Origin of the sequence: Aurantimicrobium minutum, from assembly GCF_002355535.1 — a bacterium.
In the GTDB taxonomy this organism is placed as follows: domain Bacteria; phylum Actinomycetota; class Actinomycetes; order Actinomycetales; family Microbacteriaceae; genus Aurantimicrobium; species Aurantimicrobium minutum.
This window is the reverse complement of sequence record NZ_AP017457.1, coordinates 437,667-457,386: the sequence shown is the minus strand read 5'-3', so window position 1 is coordinate 457,386 and position 19,720 is coordinate 437,667. Positions and strand designations below refer to the sequence as shown.

General features: G+C 53.0%; 18 protein-coding genes and 2 tRNA genes. 3 read left to right on the top strand and 17 right to left on the bottom strand.

Translation table 11 applies throughout. The features are described from left to right. Window positions 1-20 precede the first annotated feature (20 nt). Window positions 21-2,198 carry a catalase/peroxidase HPI gene (gene katG, locus AUMI_RS02280; protein WP_096380851.1) on the top strand — a complete coding sequence of 726 codons (2,178 nt, stop codon included), beginning with the start codon at window positions 21-23 and terminating at the stop codon, window positions 2,196-2,198. Between the two features lie 43 nt (window positions 2,199-2,241). Here katG and AUMI_RS02275 read toward each other — a convergent pair. The 3 genes from AUMI_RS02275 to AUMI_RS02265 form a co-directional block, all read right to left on the bottom strand. Next, window positions 2,242-2,315: transfer RNA gene (locus AUMI_RS02275), tRNA-Ile, on the bottom strand. Window positions 2,316-2,336: 21 nt separating this feature from the next. Next, a complete protein-coding gene (locus AUMI_RS02270) occupies window positions 2,337-3,530 on the bottom strand; it encodes a glycosyltransferase (RefSeq protein WP_096380849.1) in 1,194 nt (397 codons plus the stop codon). Window positions 3,531-3,537: 7 nt separating this feature from the next. Next, window positions 3,538-4,575 (bottom strand): DMT family transporter, encoded by a 1,038-nt coding sequence (locus AUMI_RS02265; RefSeq protein WP_096380847.1) that lies wholly within the window; start codon window positions 4,573-4,575, stop codon window positions 3,538-3,540. A gap of 41 nt (window positions 4,576-4,616) precedes the next feature. On the opposite strand from AUMI_RS02265, the gene def reads away from it, so the two are divergent. Further along, entirely contained in the window at window positions 4,617-5,180 is a 564-nt protein-coding gene (def, locus tag AUMI_RS02260) for a peptide deformylase (RefSeq protein WP_096380844.1), read from the top strand. Here def and AUMI_RS02255 read toward each other — a convergent pair. From AUMI_RS02255 to AUMI_RS02190, 14 genes are all read right to left on the bottom strand, one after another. Continuing rightward, window positions 5,177-5,491: an AzlD domain-containing protein gene (locus AUMI_RS02255; RefSeq protein WP_096380843.1), complete on the bottom strand. Its 315-nt coding sequence runs from the start codon at window positions 5,489-5,491 to the stop codon at window positions 5,177-5,179. The genes def and AUMI_RS02255 overlap by 4 nt on opposite strands. Next, window positions 5,488-6,267 carry an AzlC family ABC transporter permease gene (locus tag AUMI_RS02250; RefSeq protein WP_096380841.1) on the bottom strand — a complete coding sequence of 260 codons (780 nt, stop codon included), beginning with the start codon at window positions 6,265-6,267 and terminating at the stop codon, window positions 5,488-5,490. Before AUMI_RS02250 ends, AUMI_RS02255 begins: the two co-directional genes overlap by 4 nt. Before the next feature lie 86 nt (window positions 6,268-6,353). Then, window positions 6,354-6,426: transfer RNA gene (locus AUMI_RS02245), tRNA-Asn, on the bottom strand. Window positions 6,427-6,494: 68 nt separating this feature from the next. Next, window positions 6,495-7,538 carry a D-isomer specific 2-hydroxyacid dehydrogenase family protein gene (locus tag AUMI_RS02240; RefSeq protein WP_096380839.1) on the bottom strand — a complete coding sequence of 348 codons (1,044 nt, stop codon included), beginning with the start codon at window positions 7,536-7,538 and terminating at the stop codon, window positions 6,495-6,497. 3 nt (window positions 7,539-7,541) lie between these two features. After that, the gene (gene dnaG / locus AUMI_RS02235; RefSeq protein ID WP_096380837.1) at window positions 7,542-9,461 is read right to left on the bottom strand and encodes a DNA primase; all 1,920 of its coding nucleotides are present in this window, start codon (window positions 9,459-9,461) and stop codon (window positions 7,542-7,544) included. Continuing rightward, complete coding sequence (locus tag AUMI_RS02230; RefSeq protein ID WP_096380834.1) at window positions 9,461-10,768, bottom strand: deoxyguanosinetriphosphate triphosphohydrolase; 1,308 nt, start codon at window positions 10,766-10,768, stop codon at window positions 9,461-9,463. Before AUMI_RS02230 ends, dnaG begins: the two co-directional genes overlap by 1 nt. Further along, the gene (gene dusB / locus AUMI_RS02225) at window positions 10,768-11,952 is read right to left on the bottom strand and encodes a tRNA dihydrouridine synthase DusB (RefSeq protein WP_096380833.1); all 1,185 of its coding nucleotides are present in this window, start codon (window positions 11,950-11,952) and stop codon (window positions 10,768-10,770) included. The genes AUMI_RS02230 and dusB overlap by 1 nt, the downstream gene beginning before the upstream one ends. Window positions 11,953-12,011: 59 nt before the next feature. Further along, window positions 12,012-12,656, bottom strand: a complete 645-nt coding sequence (locus tag AUMI_RS02220) for a DsbA family oxidoreductase (RefSeq protein WP_096380830.1) — start codon at window positions 12,654-12,656, stop codon at window positions 12,012-12,014. After that, window positions 12,653-13,834: a glycosyltransferase family protein gene (locus AUMI_RS02215; protein ID WP_096380829.1), complete on the bottom strand. Its 1,182-nt coding sequence runs from the start codon at window positions 13,832-13,834 to the stop codon at window positions 12,653-12,655. Before AUMI_RS02215 ends, AUMI_RS02220 begins: the two co-directional genes overlap by 4 nt. 36 nt (window positions 13,835-13,870) lie before the next feature. Beyond that, on the bottom strand, window positions 13,871-14,674 hold the full coding sequence (locus tag AUMI_RS02210) for an isoprenyl transferase (protein WP_096380826.1): 804 nt from the start codon (window positions 14,672-14,674) through the stop codon (window positions 13,871-13,873). Continuing rightward, entirely contained in the window at window positions 14,671-15,393 is a 723-nt protein-coding gene (gene recO, locus AUMI_RS02205) for a DNA repair protein RecO (protein ID WP_096380825.1), read from the bottom strand. The genes AUMI_RS02210 and recO overlap by 4 nt, the downstream gene beginning before the upstream one ends. Next, window positions 15,393-16,100, bottom strand: a complete 708-nt coding sequence (locus AUMI_RS02200) for a trimeric intracellular cation channel family protein (RefSeq protein ID WP_342393814.1) — start codon at window positions 16,098-16,100, stop codon at window positions 15,393-15,395. Before AUMI_RS02200 ends, recO begins: the two co-directional genes overlap by 1 nt. A 70-nt stretch (window positions 16,101-16,170) precedes the next feature. Next, the gene (locus tag AUMI_RS02195; protein ID WP_096380823.1) at window positions 16,171-17,274 is read right to left on the bottom strand and encodes a collagen-like domain-containing protein; all 1,104 of its coding nucleotides are present in this window, start codon (window positions 17,272-17,274) and stop codon (window positions 16,171-16,173) included. A gap of 62 nt (window positions 17,275-17,336) precedes the next feature. Continuing rightward, window positions 17,337-18,935: an ABC-F family ATP-binding cassette domain-containing protein gene (locus AUMI_RS02190; RefSeq protein ID WP_096380821.1), complete on the bottom strand. Its 1,599-nt coding sequence runs from the start codon at window positions 18,933-18,935 to the stop codon at window positions 17,337-17,339. 67 nt (window positions 18,936-19,002) lie between these two features. Here AUMI_RS02190 and AUMI_RS02185 point away from each other — a divergent pair, with 67 nt between their 5' ends. Continuing rightward, window positions 19,003-19,605 carry a biotin transporter BioY gene (locus AUMI_RS02185; protein ID WP_096380819.1) on the top strand — a complete coding sequence of 201 codons (603 nt, stop codon included), beginning with the start codon at window positions 19,003-19,005 and terminating at the stop codon, window positions 19,603-19,605. Window positions 19,606-19,720 lie beyond the last annotated feature (115 nt).

Here is a 19,720-nt window from a genome sequence, read left to right as displayed (position 1 = left end):
TCGAACAATATGGAGGACACATGTCTGACGAAAGCAAATGCCCCTACCTGGGTGGAACTTCCAGCTCATCTGGAACCTCAAACAATGATTGGTGGCCTAACCAGCTGAACTTGGATTCACTGACCCACAACTCCCCCAAGTCTGACCCTATGGACCCAGACTTTGACTACGCCACAGAGTTCAAGAGCTTGGATTTGGCAGCAGTCAAGAAAGACATTTACGAGCTGATGACCTCGTCACAAGACTGGTGGCCAGCCGACTATGGTCACTACGGTCCTTTCTTTATCCGTATGGCGTGGCACAGTGCAGGCACCTACCGCATCAGCGACGGTCGCGGTGGTGCAGGCCAGGGCCTCCAGCGTTTTGCTCCATTGAACAGCTGGCCAGATAACGTCAACCTGGACAAGGCACGACGCTTGCTGTGGCCAGTAAAGAAGAAGTACGGCAAGAAGCTCAGCTGGGCCGACCTCATGATTCTTGCCGGTAACTGTGCCATCGAAGACATGGGCCTGAAGACCTTTGGTTTCGGCGGTGGACGTGCTGACGTTTGGGAAGCAGATGACACCTACTGGGGCCCTGAAGCAGAATGGCTCGCAAACAAGCGTTACAGCGGCGACCGAGACCTAGAGAACCCTCTCGCTGCTGTTCAGATGGGTCTGATCTACGTCAACCCTGAGGGCCCAGACGGCAACCCCGACATCCTGGCTTCCGCACGAGACATTCGTGAAACATTTGCCCGCATGGCTATGGATGACGAAGAAACTGTTGCCCTGATTGCCGGCGGTCACACCTTCGGTAAGGCTCACGGAGCTGCTGATGCAGATAAGTACGTTGGCCCCGAACCAGAGGGTGCTCCGATCGAAGAGCAGGGACTTGGCTGGAAGAACAGCTATGGAACAGGTAATGGCGCGGACACCATTTCCTCCGGCCTCGAAGGTGCATGGACTCCCAACCCCACCAAGTGGGACAACGGATACTTCGAAACCCTCTTTGGATACGAGTGGGTTATGACCAAGAGCCCTGCTGGCGCAATCCAGTGGGTTCCTTCTGACGAGTCAGCTGCCTCACTGGTTCCTGATGCACACATTGCAGGAAAGACACACGCCCCAGTCATGTTCACCACTGACTTGGCACTACGTACTGACCCTGCATACGAGAAGATCTCGCGTCACTTCTTGGAGAACCCTGATGCCTTTGCGGATGCTTTTGCACGTGCATGGTTCAAGCTCACCCACCGTGATATGGGACCCATCTCCCGTTATCTCGGACCCGAGGTTCCTGCAGAGCAGCTCATCTGGCAGGACCCAGTTCCTGCGGTTGATCACCCTCTGGTTTCTGATGCAGATGTTGCAGAAATCAAAAAGCAGGTGCTTGCTTCCGGTCTGAGTGTTTCTCAGCTGGTATTCGTCGCATGGGCTTCTGCGTCCAGCTACCGCAACAGCGACAAGCGAGGCGGTGCCAACGGTGCCCGTATTCGCCTGGAGCCACAGCGCAACTGGGCCGCAAATGACCCACAAGCACTCGCTCCTATCCTGGCGAAGCTGGAATCCCTACAGAGTGATCTTGCCGCAGCAGGCAAGAAGATCTCACTTGCGGACCTCATCGTTCTGGCAGGTTCTGCAGCAGTTGAAAAAGCGGCAGCAGATGCTGGCGTAAACGTCACAGTACCTTTCCACCCTGGTCGCACTGACGCAACTCAGGAGCAAACAGACGTCAACTCCTTCGCTGTTTTGGAGCCGGTAGCTGATGGTTTCCGCAACTACGCAAGCAAGGGCCACAGCGCTGTCGCTGAGCGTTTGTTGGTTGACCGCGCTAACCAGCTCAACCTCACCGCTCCAGAAATGACTGTTCTGGTGGGAGGTTTACGAGTGCTTGGAGCCAACACCGGTGGTTCAACCGTAGGTGTATTCACCAAGACTCCTGGTGTACTCACGAATGACTTCTTCGTGAATCTGCTGGAACTTGGTAACACCTGGCACCCACAGCCTGGTGATACTGCGCTTTTCGATGCTCGCGACAACGCCACCGGCGCTGCAAAGTGGACCGGAAGCCGTGCAGATCTCGTGTTCGGTTCGAACTCGATTCTGCGTGCTCTTGCAGAGGTTTACGCCAGCGATGATGCCAAGACCAAGTTCGTCAACGACTTCGTTGCCGCCTGGGTCAAGGTCATGGAGAATGATCGTTTTGATCTAGCGTAAGAATCAATCAAGAAAGGGACCCCATCACGGGGTCCCTTTTTTGTAGGGCGGACGGGACTTGAACCCGTGACCGACGGATTATGAGTCCGCTGCTCTAACCGGCTGAGCTACCGCCCCTTGTGAGCCGATAGTAGAAGTTTAGTCGTCTGTGAGCTCTGGGTCTGGATCTACAACTTCTTCGCCACGATACAGAGCTTCGAAAGTGTCCAGCGTGCGAGTGATGTCGTGACCGCGAATGAACTTGAGCGAGTTGTTCTTCATACGAAGCAGCTCATCGTCATCTGCGGTGAGAACTTTCACGAGCTTGTCACGTAAATCTTCAACATTGTTGGGCTCGAACAGGTAACCGTTTTCACCGTCGTGAACAAGGTGCGGCAGGGCCATTGCGTCCGCACCAACGATGGGTAGAGCGGTGGCCATTGCTTCCATAGTTGCGATGGACTGCAGCTCAGCAATCGAAGGCATGGCAAAAACTTTTGCTCTGGTGAGGGCTGCTTTCAGTTCGTCATCACTGACATATCCAGCGAAGAACACTTTGTCGTCTAAGCCCATGTTTTTTACCTGCTGCTTCATCTGCTGAAGCAGATCTCCCCCGCCAACGAATTCCAGGGTTGCATTGAGCTCCGGTGGCAGTTTGGTGAAAGCTTTGAGCAGAACATCGAGCTTCTTCTCACCAGTGATGCGACCGACGAACAAAATGCGGTTCTCCCCCTTGGTGTCAAAGTTGGGGGTGTAGTGGTGGGCGTTAATTCCGCACGAAATGGCGTGGACATCTGTGAGGTGCGTGTACTCCTCGAGGAAGTTGGCAGCTCGGCGTGTGGGTGTCGTGACAGCCTCAGCGCGGCTAAAGGTCCTGTATGCAGCCTTCCAGACCAAACGAATAACGCTCTTCTGGGTGGACTTAGGCAAAAGCGTGAACTGCATCATGTTTTCAGGCATGAAGTGGTTTGTTCCAATAATGCGGATTCCTCGAAGCTGAGCTTCTTTCGTCAATCCGCCGCCAACGATGAGGTGGGATTGGAAGTGCACGACATCTGGTTTGAAACTGTCCAAGATTCGCGCGCTGTTGTGACGTACACGCCAAGGAAGCATGTAGCGAAGCCAGTCGTGCGGGTACCAGCGCCAGCTCTTGATGCGATACATCGTCATGGGTTGGCCTTCATGGGTTTCAACCCACGTACCAGACTTTCGTCCAGCCGCCGGAGCCATCACTCGAACGTCGTGACCGCGTTCGACCAAGCCTGCAGCCAACCGCTCCGCAAACTTTGCAGCGCCATTAACGTTTGGGCCGAATGTGTCACATCCAATGAGGATGCGTAATGGTTTCGGCATAGTGCCTTTAGTCTACGGACTTAGCCTTCTTGATAGCTTCTTTAGCGCCGTGTGCCGCCGCATTGACCTTCGCTTTAGACTCCGCTTTTGCGCTCTGGAATCCCGCTTTTGCCTCTTTACTCGCTGCTGAAACAGGATCGTGTGCGTCCGGGTGATATTTCGCTAGAAGGAAGACACCAATGATGGCGAGAACGCCTGCCAGGACGTAGCTGACAATGGCCCAACCAGGTGCCTGTGAGGCTTCATCGAGAATCAAAATACCGATGGCAACAGCAACAATCGGATCAATCACTGTAAGCCCAGCAATGACCAAATCGGGTGGACCTGTTTGATAAGCATTTTGCACAAACAGGGCACCTAGTACTGTCGCTGCAAGCAGGGCAGCCAAGCATGCCCATGTCAGCCAGTCTGTTGCGCCGTGAATCACACTTGTAATGACAACCTTGGCAAGGGTTGCCACGAAACCGTAGAGCACACCGGCTCCTACGATGTAATACAACGCTGAAAGGTGCTTGCGGTAAATCAGGAACAGCACACCGAAGATAGCGAGGACAATAATCAATATGACCAGGATTTCGGCCAAATCGGCCGAGGTCATTGGCGCATTGATTGCTGTAAAGGCTGCGATGGAAACGAAAATACCGATACCGCCGACCGAGAGTGCAATTGCAACAATCGATTGTGTATTCAGTTTTGTTTTCGTCACGCGGGCGTTGAGCACCGCCGTGATTACAAGTGCAACTGCGCCAATAGGTTGAACCACAATCAGCGGCGAGAAGCCCAGCGAAATGAGCTGAAAAATAATGGCAGCGCTCAAGAAAACTGTGCCAGTAAGCCACGAGGGTCGCTTAAATAGGGCAACGAGCTGCTTGAGATTGAGCGCAGACTTTGCGTCCTCACCATCGCCGACTTTATTGACGCCCCGGTGCTGCAACTGCGCACCCACAGACATGAGGATGGCACCCACGAGGGCGAAAGGAATACCGATGAGTTGAGCCGGCTCAAACGATACCTGTGCAAGGTCAGTGAGGTCGTTGAGCTGCATACCTCCACGCTAGCGTGGACTCTTGCAAATAAGCTGAAGGCATGACCGTACTCCCTATTGTGATTTCTGGTGATCCTGCGCTGCACAAACCTGCTGAAGCAGTCACCGTGTTTGATAGCGAACTAGAAACTCTGGTTTCCGACATGTTCGAGACAATGGATGCTGCCCCTGGAGTTGGTCTGGCAGCACCACAGGTGGGTGTGAGCCTCCAGGTGTTTGTCTATGACTACCCAGAGGATGATGGCACCCCACGTCGTGGCGTAGCCATCAACCCCGAGCTCTTCATTTCCCCTGTAGAGATCCGCGACACGACTGATGCCGACGACGAGGGCTGTCTCTCCTTCCCCGGAGAACGTTTCCCTTTAGTACGAGCAGACAAGGCGCTACTTCGTGCCAGGGACCTCTCAGGCGTTCCTTTTGAAATCGAGTGCGAGGGCTGGTTTGCGCGGATTATGCAACACGAATACGACCACTTATTGGGGTATTTATACGTGGACCGTTTGGACTATGAATTCAATAAGCAAGCGAGCAAAATTGAACGCAAACGAGGGTGGGGTAAACCTGGTAAATCGTGGATGCCCGGAGTAGATAATCTCGAAGGCTAAGCCATCCAGCCCAGATTACGCAGCACGACAGCCACCACTCCGGCAATTGCAACCACAATGATGAAGGGCACCCGGAAACTAAACAAGATTGCCGCCAGGATGACCGCAGGAACTCGAGCATCGAACACGACTGCTTGTCCTGCACCCAAGGTTTGAACGGCAACAAGTGCTGCCAGCATGGCCACAGTCAACAGGTTTGTAATTCTGGTGAAAGTGGGCTTCTCCAAAAGCCGTTGCGGAATGATGTAGCCGATGTATTTCACTGCAAAAGAAAGTACTGATGCGGCGATAACTGTTGTCCACAGTGTCATGGCTTCACCTGACCATGATCTGGGTGATAGCCAGGCGTATCCCCTGGTTCTGGCAAGTCATCAGGCTGAGTTGTCTGGGCATCTGCAGCTGTTTCTCGATGTATCCAGTTTGTCAAGCCAAAAACCACAGCAACCACTGCAGCAGCTAGTACCGGTACCCCCGGTGGGGTCAACGGGATGAGGAATGCTGCCAAAACGGCTGAGATCATTGCTACAGCGGCAGCCTGGAGCTGCTGCAATCGGGGCCACAACAAGCCCACAAAGGCAGCCGCCGCAACTGCGTCGAGTCCAAAACGGCTGACATCGCCAACTAAATTACCTAAAAGTGCACCGGCAAAAGTGGCCAGATTCCAGCCGATATAAATAGCTATACCGGTTGCCCAAAATCCCACACGCTGCGCGCTTTTCTCCTCTTGAGCTATCGCCACAGCAGTTGATTCATCAATAGTGATTTGAGCAGCAGCCAGACGTTTCCACAGTGGCACCTCTCCCACAATGGGAGCGACCCTCATGGAGTAAATGCCGTTGCGTAAGGCAAGGAAAGTGCTGGAAGCGACCGCAGGAATTCCTGAACTCGCTCCTCCGGTTGCAAGAATGCCAATCACAGCAAACTGTGACCCACCAGAAAACAGAACAAGACTCAAGAAACAGGTTTGCCAAATGTCTAAGCCCGCCGCGACGCTCAACGCCCCAAAAGAGACTCCATAGGTAGCTACCGCGATGCCGACAGAAATACCAGTTCTCAAGGCACGCTTTTCAGCGACAGTAAATGCCACAGTGCCTCCAGTTTTTGCCAACACCCACAGCTTATGCGGTCTGTGAGAAGTAAAAAGCCCCTGGTCGTGGAGGACCAGGGGCTTAGCTCCCCGACATGGACTCGAACCATGAACCTACGCATTAACAGTGCGTTGCTCTGCCAATTGAGCTATCGGGGATTGCTGTGAGGCGTATTTATATTACCCCAAATCTAAGAAGGCAAAAAACCGCCCCAGAGATGCAGAATTTAGTAACCAGCCTCAGTATCAACAACTCCCACGAATGGCTCTCCAGAAAGGAAAGCGGCAACGTTCGTAGAGATTCGATCAGCTAATAAGGGTGCCGTCATATCTGGAGTGTCGGCCATATGCGGGGTAATCAACACGTTACGCGCACTCCACAAAGGATGCCCATCTGGCAGGGGTTCGGGCTCGGTTACATCCATGGCAGCACCGAGAATACGCTCCTGGTTCAGCGCTTCTACCAGAGCTGCCGAGTCGACTAAAGGGCCTCGCGCGATATTGATGAGCACTGCGCTAGGTTTCATCAGCGCCAACTCTTGCGCTCCTATGAGATGTGTGGTGTCGGGTGTGAGTGCAGCGGCAATAATGACAACGTCAGATTCAGGGAGAACTTTCTTCAGCCGGTCTGTCGTCACCGTGCTGAATGCACCTGGAACTTGGCCTGCAGAACGACGAACTATGGTGATCCGAACATCAAAAGGCTGCAAAAGGCGAATGAGTTCACGGGCGATGCCACCGGCACCAATAATGGTGACGTTCTTCCGATAGAGCGAGATACCTTTGGGGACAGCATCCCAACTTTGAGCCCGCGCTCTACGCGGGAACAGACGCATCAAGGCCAAGGTCATGCCGAGTGCGTGTTCTGCGACTGGCTGCGCATAGGAACCCTTTGCACTCGTGAAAACAAGTCCCGGTCTGGCAGAGGCCGCTAATACATCCGCATAAGCATCTACACCTGCCCACGGCAGTTGGACCCAGGTCAATTGTGGGTTAGAAGCAAGAACTTCTCCCAGCTCGGCAGATTTCTTATAGGAGAGCCAAATCAAACCCCGAGTGTTCTCATTCAGTTCAGTAATAACTCCCCCGGCGTCACTGACTGCAGAGCGAAAGACTTCACTGCCACCACGGGTTGAATCATCGTGAGATTCAGGAAGCACAGCAATCGGTCCAGACTCAACACGTGGAGCTGCATTTGACGCACGTTCATCACCGAGGACAGCAGCATGCTGAGGAATTTCACACACGCAGTCTTTCTGACGAATTTTCATCGACTAGTCCTCACGCAGTTGGCGACGTTTGGTTTCTAATTCCAAAAGTTCACGTTGAATCTCGCGACTGATTTCACCCTGGTCAACGCTAGTTCGCTGCAAACGCCCGACTAGTTCAGATTTGCGACGAACCAGGTCACGTTCAATGAGGGAGACAACCACACCACGACAATAAGTCTGGGTTTGGTCCTCATTTTTTTGCGGAAGTGGCGCCACAGCAAGCTGAGTTACCAATGGCTTAAAGTGCTGAGGAAGATCGTTCTGAATCCTATCCAGCCAAGTCTCCCCACCCAGCTCGTTGATGTTTGCCCCGATTGCGTCTCGAACGGTGGCCAAGTTGGGGTCAAGAATGGCCGATTGGACTGCATCCGCAGCTAGGTCACTGCCGACCAATTCGGGGAATTGAATCAGAGCCATCAATGCTTCACGTTCAAGACGCGTTGACGGATCATTCTTCAGCTCAAAGACGCGGGGGCCTTCGGGGACACTCTCTGCAGAAGCTTCTGGTTGCTCAGAACCAGCTGGAACAGGTCTGGCTGTGGGAGTTCCGGCATAACCTGTGCGTGCGCCCTCTGAGGTTGTCTGCATACCTTTTGATCGTGAGGCTTTAACGGCGTTAGAGACAGCAACCTGCGCCTCTGACACGTCAACACCGGTCAAGCGTGCAAGTTCTCGTGTGTAACCCGGACGAAGCGCAGAGTCCCTGATATCTGCCACCACGGGCGCTGCCTCACGCAGTGCAGCAACACGACCCTCGACAGTGTCGAGGTTATAGTTGCTAAGCATTTGCCTCATTACAAACTCGAACATGGGGATTTTCGAATCCATCAAATCCCGAACGGCCTGCTCTCCTTGAGCAAGACGCAGATCGCAGGGGTCGAGGCCATCTGGGGCAACCGCTACAAAGGTTTGTGCAGCAAATCGTTGTTCTTCAGCAAAAGCGCGCATGGCAGCTTTCTGCCCTGCAGCGTCGGGGTCGAAGGTGAAAATCACTTCACCCAGACCTGAATCATCTCCCATGATGCGGCGAATGAGTTTAATGTGTTCCACGCCGAAACTCGTTCCACAGGTGGCTACTGCAGTGGTCACCCCAGAAAGGTGCGCAGCCATCACGTCGGTGTAACCTTCCACCACGACAACACGGCGCGACTTAGAGACATCGCGCTTGGCGAGATCAAGCCCGTAAAGCACCTGTTGCTTGTGATAGACAGGGGTATCTGGAGTATTCAAATACTTTGGGCCCTGGTCATCGTCAAAGAGTTTGCGCGCGCCAAAACCAATCGTTTGACCGGTGACATCGCGAATAGGCCAGATCACTCGACCGCGAAAGCGGTCATAAACACCCTTGTCTCCTTGCGAGAGCAACCCCGCTTGCAACATTTCTTCTTCCGTGAAGCCTTTGGTCTTGAGGTGATCACGAAGCTCGTTCCATGCTTTGGGAGCGAAGCCAATACCAAAACGTTCCGCGGCAGCTTTATCGAAACCGCGCTCACCCAAAAACTTTCGCCCTGCAGCAGCACCAGGTGTGGCCAACTGAGCAACATAAAACTCTGCAGCCGCGGTATTGGCTGCCAAGATGCGTGTTCGGTTGCCTGTCTCTTGAGACTTACCTGAACCCTCTTCATAGTGAAGTTCAAAGTTGATGCGCTGAGCCAAGCGTTCAATGGATTCCGTGAAGCTGAGGTGGTCCATTTTCTGCACGAATGTGTAGACATCACCTGATTCACCGCATCCAAAGCAGTGAAAGTATCCCACCGTGGGGCGCACATGAAAGCTGGGTGAGCGTTCATCATGGAAAGGACACAGACCTTTCATGGAACCCACACCAGCGGATTTCAAGCTCACATAGTCACCGATGACATCAGCAATGTTGACACGTTGCTTGAGTTCTTCGACATCTGCTTGACGAATACGGCCAGCCATTAGGACACCACCGTCACGGAGTTGTTTCCCCCACACAGACGGTTGTGCCAAGCGAAAGCTGATTGATCAGTCAAGCTCGCAACCTGGTCAACCACAATGCGGCGGCGCACTGCCTCATCCGTTGTGCCGTTCCAGTCGTCGGCGAAGTGACGGTCCATCGATTCTGGCCCACGCTCATAAAGGGTGTTGCACAAATCTGTGAGCACTTCGCGCTGTTGGGTGTAGACAGGCTGGCGTGAATTAGTGGTCATCACGAAAGCGGCAACGATTCCCTTAAGCACAGCAATCTCTGCACGCACCACATCGGGAACAATGACGTTTCCACCAAAACGCACCAAGCTCTGCTGAGGATACGCCTCACGGGTGGCATGAACAGCTGCATGCGCAAATCGTCCAATGAGCTGGCTCGTGAGGTTTTTCAGTTTGGCCTGGGCAATACGTGAACCATCCCAGGTGTCCACCCACACATCCAAGTTATCGAGTCGATCAAAGGCAGCGATGAGCTCATCGTGAGAGAACTCGCCCCCAATCCACTCAAACATGGAATCGACCAGTTCATCATGGTTGACGCGAGCACCCAGCTCTCCCGCATCCACATATCCGTTGAAGATGGCATCCTCAAAGTCGTGCACGGAATAGGCTATGTCATCGCTAAGGTCCATGACCTGAGCCTCTATGCAGCGTTGTTTATCCGGTGCATCTGCGCGCATCCACGCAAAGACATCAAAATCATCGGCATAGAAACCAAACTTTGCCCGACCGGTGGGGTCAATGACCGCCTGTTGTTCAGGCCACGGGTACTTTGTACTGGCATCCAGACTTGCGCGGGTGAGGTTGAGCCCAAAACTGCGTCCATCAGTTCCAAAAACTTTCGGCTCCAGACGGGTCAGCAGCCGCAGAGTTTGTGCATTTCCCTCAAAGCCCCCAATGTCTGAACTCCACGAGTTCAACGCTTTTTCACCGTTGTGCCCAAAGGGTGGGTGACCTATGTCGTGAGCCAAACTCGCAGTATCGACAACGTCGGGATCAAGTCGAAGACGGCCAGCAATTTCCCGACCAACCTGTGCAACCTCCAGAGAGTGAGTGAGGCGGTTTCTCGCAAAATCTAATCCTGCCGTGGGACTGAGCACTTGAGTCTTAGCTGAAAGTCTTCGCAGTGCGCTGGAGTGCAGCAAACGCGCACGATCTCGAGCAAAATCGGAACGACGAGAGGAGTGGGTTTCCTCCAGCATTCGTTCAGCATCAAACTCTGAATAACCGGCCGTCACGGTCGGTATGGTTGCCGTTTCAACATGGTGGTCAGACATTAGCCACCACTCGCATCGATTTCAGCATGTGCGACAACTGCTTTTTCAGCGTCGCTGAGTTCCTGAGACTCCAACCATCTATCTGGCAAAGAAGGTCGCTTCGGAGTCCCCTGACGGCCGCGTTGACCTTCAGCATCCGCTCCCGGGTAGGGCGTGGACCAATCAAGCTGGCCGAGCAGATCATCGAGGTGTTGCAAGCTGGTAACTTGAGCCAATTGAGAGCGTACATCTCCCCCAACCGGGTATCCCTTGAAATACCAGGCCATGTGTTTGCGGATGTCGCGGCAGGCATGCTCTTCTGAATCAAAGAACTCAATTAAGAGCTCAAGGTGACGGCGCAAAGTGGTTGCAACATAACCCAGTGTGGGTTCAATTCTGTTGCCAGGTTCTTGGAGTCCCGCACGCTCGCGGAACGCAGCGTCCAATTCAGCGAAAAGCCAAGGACGCCCAAGGCAGCCACGTCCAACAACAACTCCATCACAGCCGGTTTCATCCATCATGCGAACAGCGTCTTCGGCAGACCAAATATCTCCGTTCCCCAGAACGGGAACACTTGTCACCGCTTGCTTGAGTTCGCCAATCGCATTCCAGTCAGCATGCCCTGAATAAAACTCGGAGGCTGTTCTCCCGTGCAAAGCAATGGCGGCAACCCCAGCCCCCTCGGCTGCTTTACCTGCTTCTATGAACGTGAGGTGGTCAGCATCGATGCCTTTACGCATCTTGATAGTTAGTGGAATTTCACCAGCAGCCTTAACTGCTTCTTCGACAATTTCTCGGAATAAGTCTTTTTTCCAGGGCAATGCCGAACCGCCACCCTTACGGGTGACTTTCGGGACTGGACAACCAAAATTGAGATCAATGTGGTCTGCACGGTCTTCAGCCACAAGCATGGTGACGGCTTCACGGACCGTTTTTGGCGCCACTCCATACAACTGGATGGAACGAATTTCTTCACTGGGGTGGGTTTGGATCAAGTGCATTGATCCAGGCGTACGCTCTACGAGGGCCCGTGAAGTGATCATCTCGGAGACAAAAATTCCAGAGCCCTGCTCTCGGCACAGTCGACGGTAGGCCATGTTGGTAATGCCAGCCATGGGTGCGAGCACGACAGGAACTACGGCCTGAATAGGCCCAATGTTCAAATTGCCCGCCCGGGCACCTGTCTTCACACTCGTCATCGTCATTTCTCCTGTGAAACAAGTATCCCATGTTGCACACAGGGACAGTAGCTCAATTGAAAGACTTAGGCTCTGTTTTCTGCAGCTTCATTCAGTGCAGAAGCAAATGTTGCTGCATCCTGTGCACCAGAGATTCCATATTTGCCATCAATGACATAAAAAGGCACACCAGTGATGCCATATTCCCGAGCTTGCGCCATATCTGCTTTAACCGAAGGAAGATATTCTTCAGTTTCTAAACTGCGCAACACATCCTGTTCGTCTAAGCCAATCTCGCCAGCTAGTTTGGCTAAGTTTTCGCTCTTACCCACGTGCTCACCATCGATGAAATATGCCTTGAGGAGGCGTTCTTTCATTTCCTGTTGCTTGCCGTGTGCTTTGGCGTAATGCAACACCTCGTGAGCTTTGATGGTGTTGGTTTGGTGGACAGCGTCATAGTTGTAGTGAAGTCCGACACTTTCGGCTATTCCGGTAACTCGCTCAAGCATTTGGTGCACTTGCTCAACCGGAATACCCTTGCGCTCACTTAGATACTGAACAGGATCACCCTCGTAATCCACCGGTGTATCTGGTGCTAACTCGAAGGAGTGGTACTCCACCTCAACTGGCTTTCCGTATAACTTGGCGCCTGCTTCAAACTTACGTTTCCCGATGTAACACCAGGGACATTGGACATCAGACCAAATATCAACCTTGATGGGGTCGGTCATGAAAAATCCTTTGCAACGAGTTCAATGATGGTTTGTGCAGCTGTTGCTGGTTGAGGGCGCACGGCGTGAACCAAAGCAGCTATCTGCTCAGAGCGATCGGGCAGGGTTCCATCTTGTGCCTGAGCAATAGCGAGTTCTACCTGTTCCATGTTGTGGACTTTCACAGTGGTAGCTTCAGCAATCTTGCCCAATGGTGAAAACTCCCAGTGCTCGGGTTTCTCCCAGAAAATAGCTGGTTTTCCCGTCACTAGAGGGTATTCCCCAATGAAAGACACTCCATCAGTGACCATGGCATCCGAGGCAAGCAGAATGCTTGTAATCGGTGCACCTAAATCAGTAAACGTGTTGGGCAAAGCGTCCCACTTCGAGCGCCACTGATCTAACTCTTCCTGAGTCATGATGTCGCGGTCTGTGAGCGTTCCGAAAAGGAATGGGTGAGGCCTGAAAACAATATCCATTTCTGGGTGAGTTTTTGCGAACTCGAGCATAGGTTCGAATTCGTCACTGAAGTGACCGAAGTTTAGCCATCCATGGTCATAACTATGGTGTGGAGCCCACAGCAGTCTAAAGGGCTGCTGAGCTGGTTGTAGCTCACGATTAATTGGCCACACAGGCTCAACCGTTTCTTTCGCAGCGAGAAGGGCATCGATCTTGGGGGTTCCAGTCAGGAAGGCATTCTGACGGCCTTCCCTATCAAAAGCAGCTTTGGTGTCAGCATCCTGCAGGAACACCATGTGTGAGAGTTGATGCGTGGGCTGAATGTATTGATGAGGAGCGACACCAGCTTCACCTGGCTCTTGCACCAACGAAGTAGAGAAATATGGTACATAACAGACCTTCGTAAACTCAACGAGGTGTTCAATCTGGTAGTACTTCTTGTAATTACGCTGCCAGGGGTAGTTCAAGAACACGTAGTCAGGAGCTAACTCCTTGAGCCTGGCAAGTCCTTCTTTACTCTTCTTGAATCTGAAACGTTCGTGAACAATACCTTGAGCATCAAGGTAGGCACTCATTTTCTTCTCATCGCGGAACTTGTCATATCCGGTGAGTTTGCGAGGAATTGTGACCACGATGGGGTCAAAGCGAGGATCTGACAGCATCCCCCGATACACAGCATCGAGAGCATCCCATGCTTCAAAGTAGAAGACGAAAAAAACCACGCGAATCGGACGGCTCATGCCTCGACTTTAGGCGCTGATTACTGAAAATGTGCCCTATTTCGCGCTGGGCTTATCAACTGCTCCACCAAAGCGTCGATCACGGCCGATGTATTGCTCTATAGCGTCCCACAAATCCGTTCGAGAGAAAGCCGGCCATAACTGGTTCAAGAACACCATCTCGGCGTATGCAGATTGCCACAGTAAGAAGTTTGAGGTGCGCTGTTCCCCGCTGGATCGCACAAAAAGGTCCACATCTGGCATATCGGGAATGTAGAGATTTTTCGCTATGAATTTCTCTGTCACCTTGGAGGGATTGATTTTTCCAGCTGCTACATCTTCCGAGATTTTACGCACCGCATCAGCGATTTCGGTTCGACCACCGTAATTCACGCACATGGTCAAGGTGAGGGTTTTGTTTTTCTTGGTCAGTTCTTCAGCAAACTGAAGTTCCTCAATGACGGAGGGCCACAACTTCGGTTTACGCCCAGCCCATCGCACTCGCACATCCCACTCATTGAGTTGGTCGCGACGACGGTGCAGAACATCACGGTTGAAGCCCATGAGAAAGCGCACTTCTTCTGGTGATCTCTTCCAGTTTTCTGTGCTGAAAGCATAAACACTCAGATGCTTCACCCCTGCTTGGATAGCGCCAGCGACAACATCGAGAAGAGCTGCTTCTCCTGCCTTGTGTCCCTCAACACGGGTCAGACCTTGCTGATTTGCCCAGCGACCATTGCCGTCCATCACAATGGCAACGTGATTCGGGACGGACCCCGCCGGGAACGCAGGAGGATAGATACCCGTCCAATCCACGGGCCTGTACTCGACTGCGTCTTTGTGCGTGTATGGCTTACTCATCGTGCTACATGCTCCAAAGATCGAAGTGTCCGCTCCAAGTGCCACTGGGTATAGGCAGAAACGAGGGCGCTGGCTTTACTCCAGTATTCAACAGGTACTGCCTCGGCGACGTCCCACTCGCCACGCACGAGAGCATCGAGGAGAAGAACTACCTGCGGCACGATGTGTGCAGACCCGGGAGGTGCACACTGCGTGCAAACCATGCCACCGAGTTGAACGATGAAACTTTCATGAGGGCCTTCAGCAGCACACTTGGCACAGCCATCGAAACTGGGAGCCCACCCTGCCATGCTCAGTGCCCGCAACAAATACGAATCAAGGGTCAATTCAGTGGGGTGTTCTTGACGAGACAAGGAACGCAAAGCCCCAATGAGCAAGAGATATTGCTGTGAGGAGCTTTCAAGCTCAGTAACTTTGTCCGCTGTTTCGACCATGACATTGGCCGCCGTAAAGCGAGCATAATCATCCACGATATCTGCTCCGTAGGAGGCTAATGTTTCAGCCTGCTGAATAGTATCTAGGCTTCGACCTTGATAAAACTGGATATCCGCCACCATAAAAGGCTCCAGGCGGGCACCAAATTTGGAGGAAGTTCTCCGAACACCTTTAGCCACTGCACGAACTTTGCCATGCGTTTTTGTCAGCAGCGTCACTATTCGATCAGCTTCGCCGAGTTTGTGTGTGCGCAACACCACGCCCTCGTCGCGGTAAACCGGCATTAGAGATCTCGCGGAGTTTCGATAGGGCCGGTTAAGTCGGTGGGGCGAACAAGCTTCGGGTTGCGCAAAGACTTCAACATGCGCTGTTCAGGCAAAGACCAACCAAAGCGCACCGCGAGCAATCTCAGAATTGTCGTCACGGCAACACTCAGTGGAACACTCACTTCTAAACCGATGTTTGCTTCGTTACACAAGAGCAAAGCAATCGATCCCGCCGCTGCGGCAATGGCATAGAGCGAGCCCACGTGCATGACAGAAATGGGCATGTTTAGAAGCAGGTCTCGGATGAAACCACCACCGACAGCGGTAATGACGCCTACAAACAGGGCTGGCACGAAAGGCAGTCCCGACACGAGTGCAGCTGTGGTGCCCAATGCGCCAAACAAACCAAGTGCCAAGGCATCCAACGCCGTAATGAGCCAGTCAACTCGACGGATCAGTCGTGCGAGCAACATCCCCAACAGCGCCGCACCGACAGCAACAATGATGTACCAGTTCTCAGTGAGTGCGATAGGCAAACGGTTGAGCAGGATATCTCGAAGGAATCCACCACCCAGCCCAGTAGCGATACCAATAACGGCAATACCGAAGAGGTCGAGCCTGCGATCGCGAAAACCAGAGGCATAGATTGCGCCCTGAAGGCTACCAACGCCAATAGCGAGCGCATTCACCCATCCGGGCACATCTAGGGGCTCAGCTATCAACACAACTACAGGCTACGCCTGAAGTATTCAAACTGTCTTCAGGCCCTTCGAAAGATCCCTAGAAAGTTCAGTTCTAGCGGGCTTGAGTAACGGTGACGATCAAACCAGGAATGGCTGGGATTGTGTAGGAACCAACTGTTCGAGGTCCAACAGAATTAATGACAGTGTTGACATCCGAACCGGCGTACCACATGAATTCGTAGTAATCCCCTGCAGTTGCATCCACAACAAAGTTCCACGCGGCAACAACTCTGTTATTGGCAGGGATGTACTCCTGAGTATTTGTCTGGGCAACTGGTTGTCCATTTTTTGCCAACCAAATATCAACAGTCGCAGCGCCAGAGCCGTTGTATAGCTGTGCAGAAAATTGAAGGTTGTATACCCCTGTGTGAGCAATCGTGATGCGTGAACCATTCACGACTGAAACACCATCTCCGATAACTCCGTCCACTCCAGGGGTGACGTTGTTCAACCGCATTGCGCGCACCGTGTTGACAGGGTTATTAGCCTGATCTGTCGTGTCGTAGAAAGATCCGTAGTACAGCACTGGGCTTACGCCAATAGGTCCCTGAATACCCTGTATTCCTTGAATACCTTGTGGGCCAGTTGCTCCAGTGGGACCAGGCGAACCTGATGGTCCTACTGGGCCGGCAGGCCCTTGTGGACCCACATCTCCTGCGGTACACACCCCAGGAATTCCTTGCTGTCCGGTTGCCCCGACTAAAGAATCAAGGAAGTCTTGAGTAGTTCCCGAGTTCCCTAGGGATAACCACAGTTGATAGGCGCTGAGGCCATTGAGCCCATCGAGGCCATCAGCACCGGCAATGGAATTCAAAAAATCTTCTGGAGTTCCAGAATTACCGGCATCAAGCCACAGTTGGTAGGCACTTGCTCCGGGCTTTCCCGGAGCTCCTGGTTCGCCATTGACACCATCTGCCCCGACATAGCCATCTTCACCTTTTTCTCCAACAAGTGAGTCGAAGAAGTCTTGGAGTGATCCTGTGTTCCCCTGGGTAATCCACAATTCATAGGCACTTAGGCCTGCGGTGACGGCTCGTTCACACGAATCAGTAGATGTGGGGGAAACCTCTGGGGTTTGGCTATTGCAGGATGTCAACAACACAGCAGAAAGCAGTGCACTCGTGATGAGTACTAACCGTGTTCTTTTCTGTTTCATGAAAACCCCCGAACTGTGGCCACGATACTCCTGATGGACCAAAAGTTCACGAGTAAATGGATTTAGGCCAGCTCCACGAGGTCTGCGTATTCCTTGTTCCAGTGGTCTTCGATGCCGTCTGGGAGGATCAACACACGTTCTGGATTCAAGGCTTCAACGGCACCAGGGTCGTGAGAAACCAACACGACAGAGCCTTTATAGGTGGCTAATGCTCCCAAGATTTCTTCACGAGAGACGGGGTCCAGGTTGTTGGTGGGCTCATCCAAGAGCAAAACATTTGCACTGGAGACAACAAGCATGGCCAGAGCCAAGCGAGTCTTCTCTCCACCGGAGAGAACACCGGCTGGTTTGAGAACATCATCGCCAGTGAACAGGAAGGAACCCAGCACCTTCCGGCATTCGGTTTCAGTCATGTGAGAAGCGGCAGAAACCATGTTTTGCAGGACTGAGTCTTGAACACGGAGAGTTTCGTGCTCCTGGGCGTAGTAGCCGACCTTGAGCCCATGACCTTCAATGACGTGCCCGGTGTCAGGTTTATCCACCCCGGCCAGGATGCGTAGCAGTGTAGTTTTTCCTGCACCGTTGAAACCGAGGATCACCACACGAGATCCGCGGTCAATTGCTAGATCCACTGCGGTGAAGATTTCTAAGGATCCATAGGACCTCGAAAGGTCTTCCGCCATAAGTGGGGTCTTGCCACATGGCGCTGGGTCGGGGAAACGTAATTTAGCAACCTTGTCGCTTTGACGAACCTCATCCAATCCTGCGAGGAGGGTTTCAGCTCGACGAGCCATTTGCTTCGCCGCTACTGCTCCCGAGGCTCGCGCACCCATCTTTGCTGCTTGTGCTTGCAATGTAGAAGCTTTTTGTTCTGCGTTGGCACGCTCTCGCTTACGGCGTTGCTCGTCTTGCTCACGCTGCTTTTGGTAGTTCTTCCAGTTCATGTTGTAAATGTCGATGACCTGGCGATTGGCATCGAGATAGAACACTCGATTGACTGTTTCGCCCACCAGCTCCACATCGTGGCTGATGATTATGAGTCCACCCTGATATCCCTTGAGAAATTCTCGAAGCCAGACGACTGAATCAGCATCCAAGTGGTTGGTGGGCTCATCCAAGAGCATCGTGTCTGCACCGGAGAACAAAATTCGTGCCAGTTCAATGCGTCTGCGTTGACCACCCGACAGAGTCTTGAGAGGTTGATCGAGAATGCGGTCAGGCAATTGCAGGTTGGAGGCAATCGAAGCGGCCTCAGCCTCAGCCGCATAGCCACCCAAGGCATCAAAACGGTCAGCTAATTCGCCGTATTTGCGCATAGCGTCCGCGGCAACTTTTTCGTTGGAGTCGCCCATCAGGAGACTGTTCTCAGCCATGCCCTGGACCAAAGAGCCCAAACCGCGGGCATTGAGAATACGGGTTCGGGCTAGCTCTTCAGGATCGCCGGAGCGAGGGTCCTGAGGGAGATAACCAATCTCACCTGAAATCTCGATGGTTCCCTCAGCTGGTTGCAAGTCGCCAGCGAGTGTTTTCGTCAAAGTGGTTTTACCAGCACCGTTACGGCCGACTAAACCAATCTTGTCTCCATTGGAGACGCGGAAGGAAACTTCCGACATGAGCACTCGGGCACCTACGCGCAGCTCAAGGTCTTGGACGTTGAGCACAGGCTTTTCCCGATTCTTTGTTACTTCTATCTAAGCCAAGTGGCTTCTACTCCCCTAGTATATTTCTATGTCGAACATCACTCTTGCTGCTTCACGCCCTGTTCTCGCTGACCGCCTTGGTGCGCGCAGCATCGCAACCGACATCGCTTTCATTGCTGCAGGAGCCGCACTGACTGCTGGTGCCGCACAGATTGTTATCCCGATGTGGCCTGTTCCCATCACCGGACAGACTTTTGCTGTGTTGTTCGTCGGCGCAACTCTCGGCTCATTACGTGGCGCACTTTCCATGCTTCTCTACATCGGCCTCGGCGTTGCAGGTCTTCCTGTCTTCGCAGAGGGTGGCGCAGGCCTGGCTAAGGTTCTTGGCCCCACCGGCGGTTACATGATCGGCTTTGTCCTTGCTGCTGCGCTCGTTGGCTGGTTGGCACAGCGCGAATGGGATCGCAAGGTTCTTGGCACCATCGGTGCATTCCTGGCCGGAACGGTTGTGATCTACGCAGTTGGTCTCCCCTGGCTTTCAGTTGCCCTCGGTCAGCTGGGATACCCCAACGACCTTTCCGCAACGTTGCAGGCAGGTCTCTACCCCTTCATTCCTGGAGACATCCTCAAGGCTTTGATCGCTGGTGGACTTCTTCCGTTCGCTTGGAAGCTCGTCAACCGCGCCAAGTAATCGATTTACACAACGAAGGCCCCCGACATTGTCGGGGGCCTTCGCTTTTAAATACAGGTGAAATGTCGCAGGGGTGCGACGAACACATCAACCTGTAAGCCTGTGCGCGGGTACG

What these genes read in the sequence shown, in the direction of transcription:
- AUMI_RS02255 (WP_096380843.1), bottom strand. Translation starts at nt 5,491, where the DNA reads ATGACACTGTGGACAACAGTTATCGCCGCATCAGTACTTTCTTTTGCA.
- dnaG (WP_096380837.1), bottom strand. Translation starts at nt 9,461, where the DNA reads ATGGCTGGCCGTATTCGTCAAGCAGATGTCGAAGAACTCAAGCAACGT.
- AUMI_RS02185 (WP_096380819.1), top strand. Translation starts at nt 19,003, where the DNA reads ATGTCGAACATCACTCTTGCTGCTTCACGCCCTGTTCTCGCTGACCGC.
- def (WP_096380844.1), top strand. Translation starts at nt 4,617, where the DNA reads ATGACCGTACTCCCTATTGTGATTTCTGGTGATCCTGCGCTGCACAAA.
- AUMI_RS02195 (WP_096380823.1), bottom strand. Translation starts at nt 17,274, where the DNA reads ATGAAACAGAAAAGAACACGGTTAGTACTCATCACGAGTGCACTGCTT.
- AUMI_RS02215 (WP_096380829.1), bottom strand. Translation starts at nt 13,834, where the DNA reads ATGAGCCGTCCGATTCGCGTGGTTTTTTTCGTCTTCTACTTTGAAGCA.
- AUMI_RS02270 (WP_096380849.1), bottom strand. Translation starts at nt 3,530, where the DNA reads ATGCCGAAACCATTACGCATCCTCATTGGATGTGACACATTCGGCCCA.
- katG (WP_096380851.1), top strand. Translation starts at nt 21, where the DNA reads ATGTCTGACGAAAGCAAATGCCCCTACCTGGGTGGAACTTCCAGCTCA.
- AUMI_RS02230 (WP_096380834.1), bottom strand. Translation starts at nt 10,768, where the DNA reads ATGTCTGACCACCATGTTGAAACGGCAACCATACCGACCGTGACGGCC.
- dusB (WP_096380833.1), bottom strand. Translation starts at nt 11,952, where the DNA reads ATGACGATGACGAGTGTGAAGACAGGTGCCCGGGCGGGCAATTTGAAC.
- AUMI_RS02240 (WP_096380839.1), bottom strand. Translation starts at nt 7,538, where the DNA reads ATGAAAATTCGTCAGAAAGACTGCGTGTGTGAAATTCCTCAGCATGCT.
- recO (WP_096380825.1), bottom strand. Translation starts at nt 15,393, where the DNA reads ATGCCGGTTTACCGCGACGAGGGCGTGGTGTTGCGCACACACAAACTC.
- AUMI_RS02220 (WP_096380830.1), bottom strand. Translation starts at nt 12,656, where the DNA reads ATGACCGACCCCATCAAGGTTGATATTTGGTCTGATGTCCAATGTCCC.
- AUMI_RS02210 (WP_096380826.1), bottom strand. Translation starts at nt 14,674, where the DNA reads ATGAGTAAGCCATACACGCACAAAGACGCAGTCGAGTACAGGCCCGTG.
- AUMI_RS02265 (WP_096380847.1), bottom strand. Translation starts at nt 4,575, where the DNA reads ATGCAGCTCAACGACCTCACTGACCTTGCACAGGTATCGTTTGAGCCG.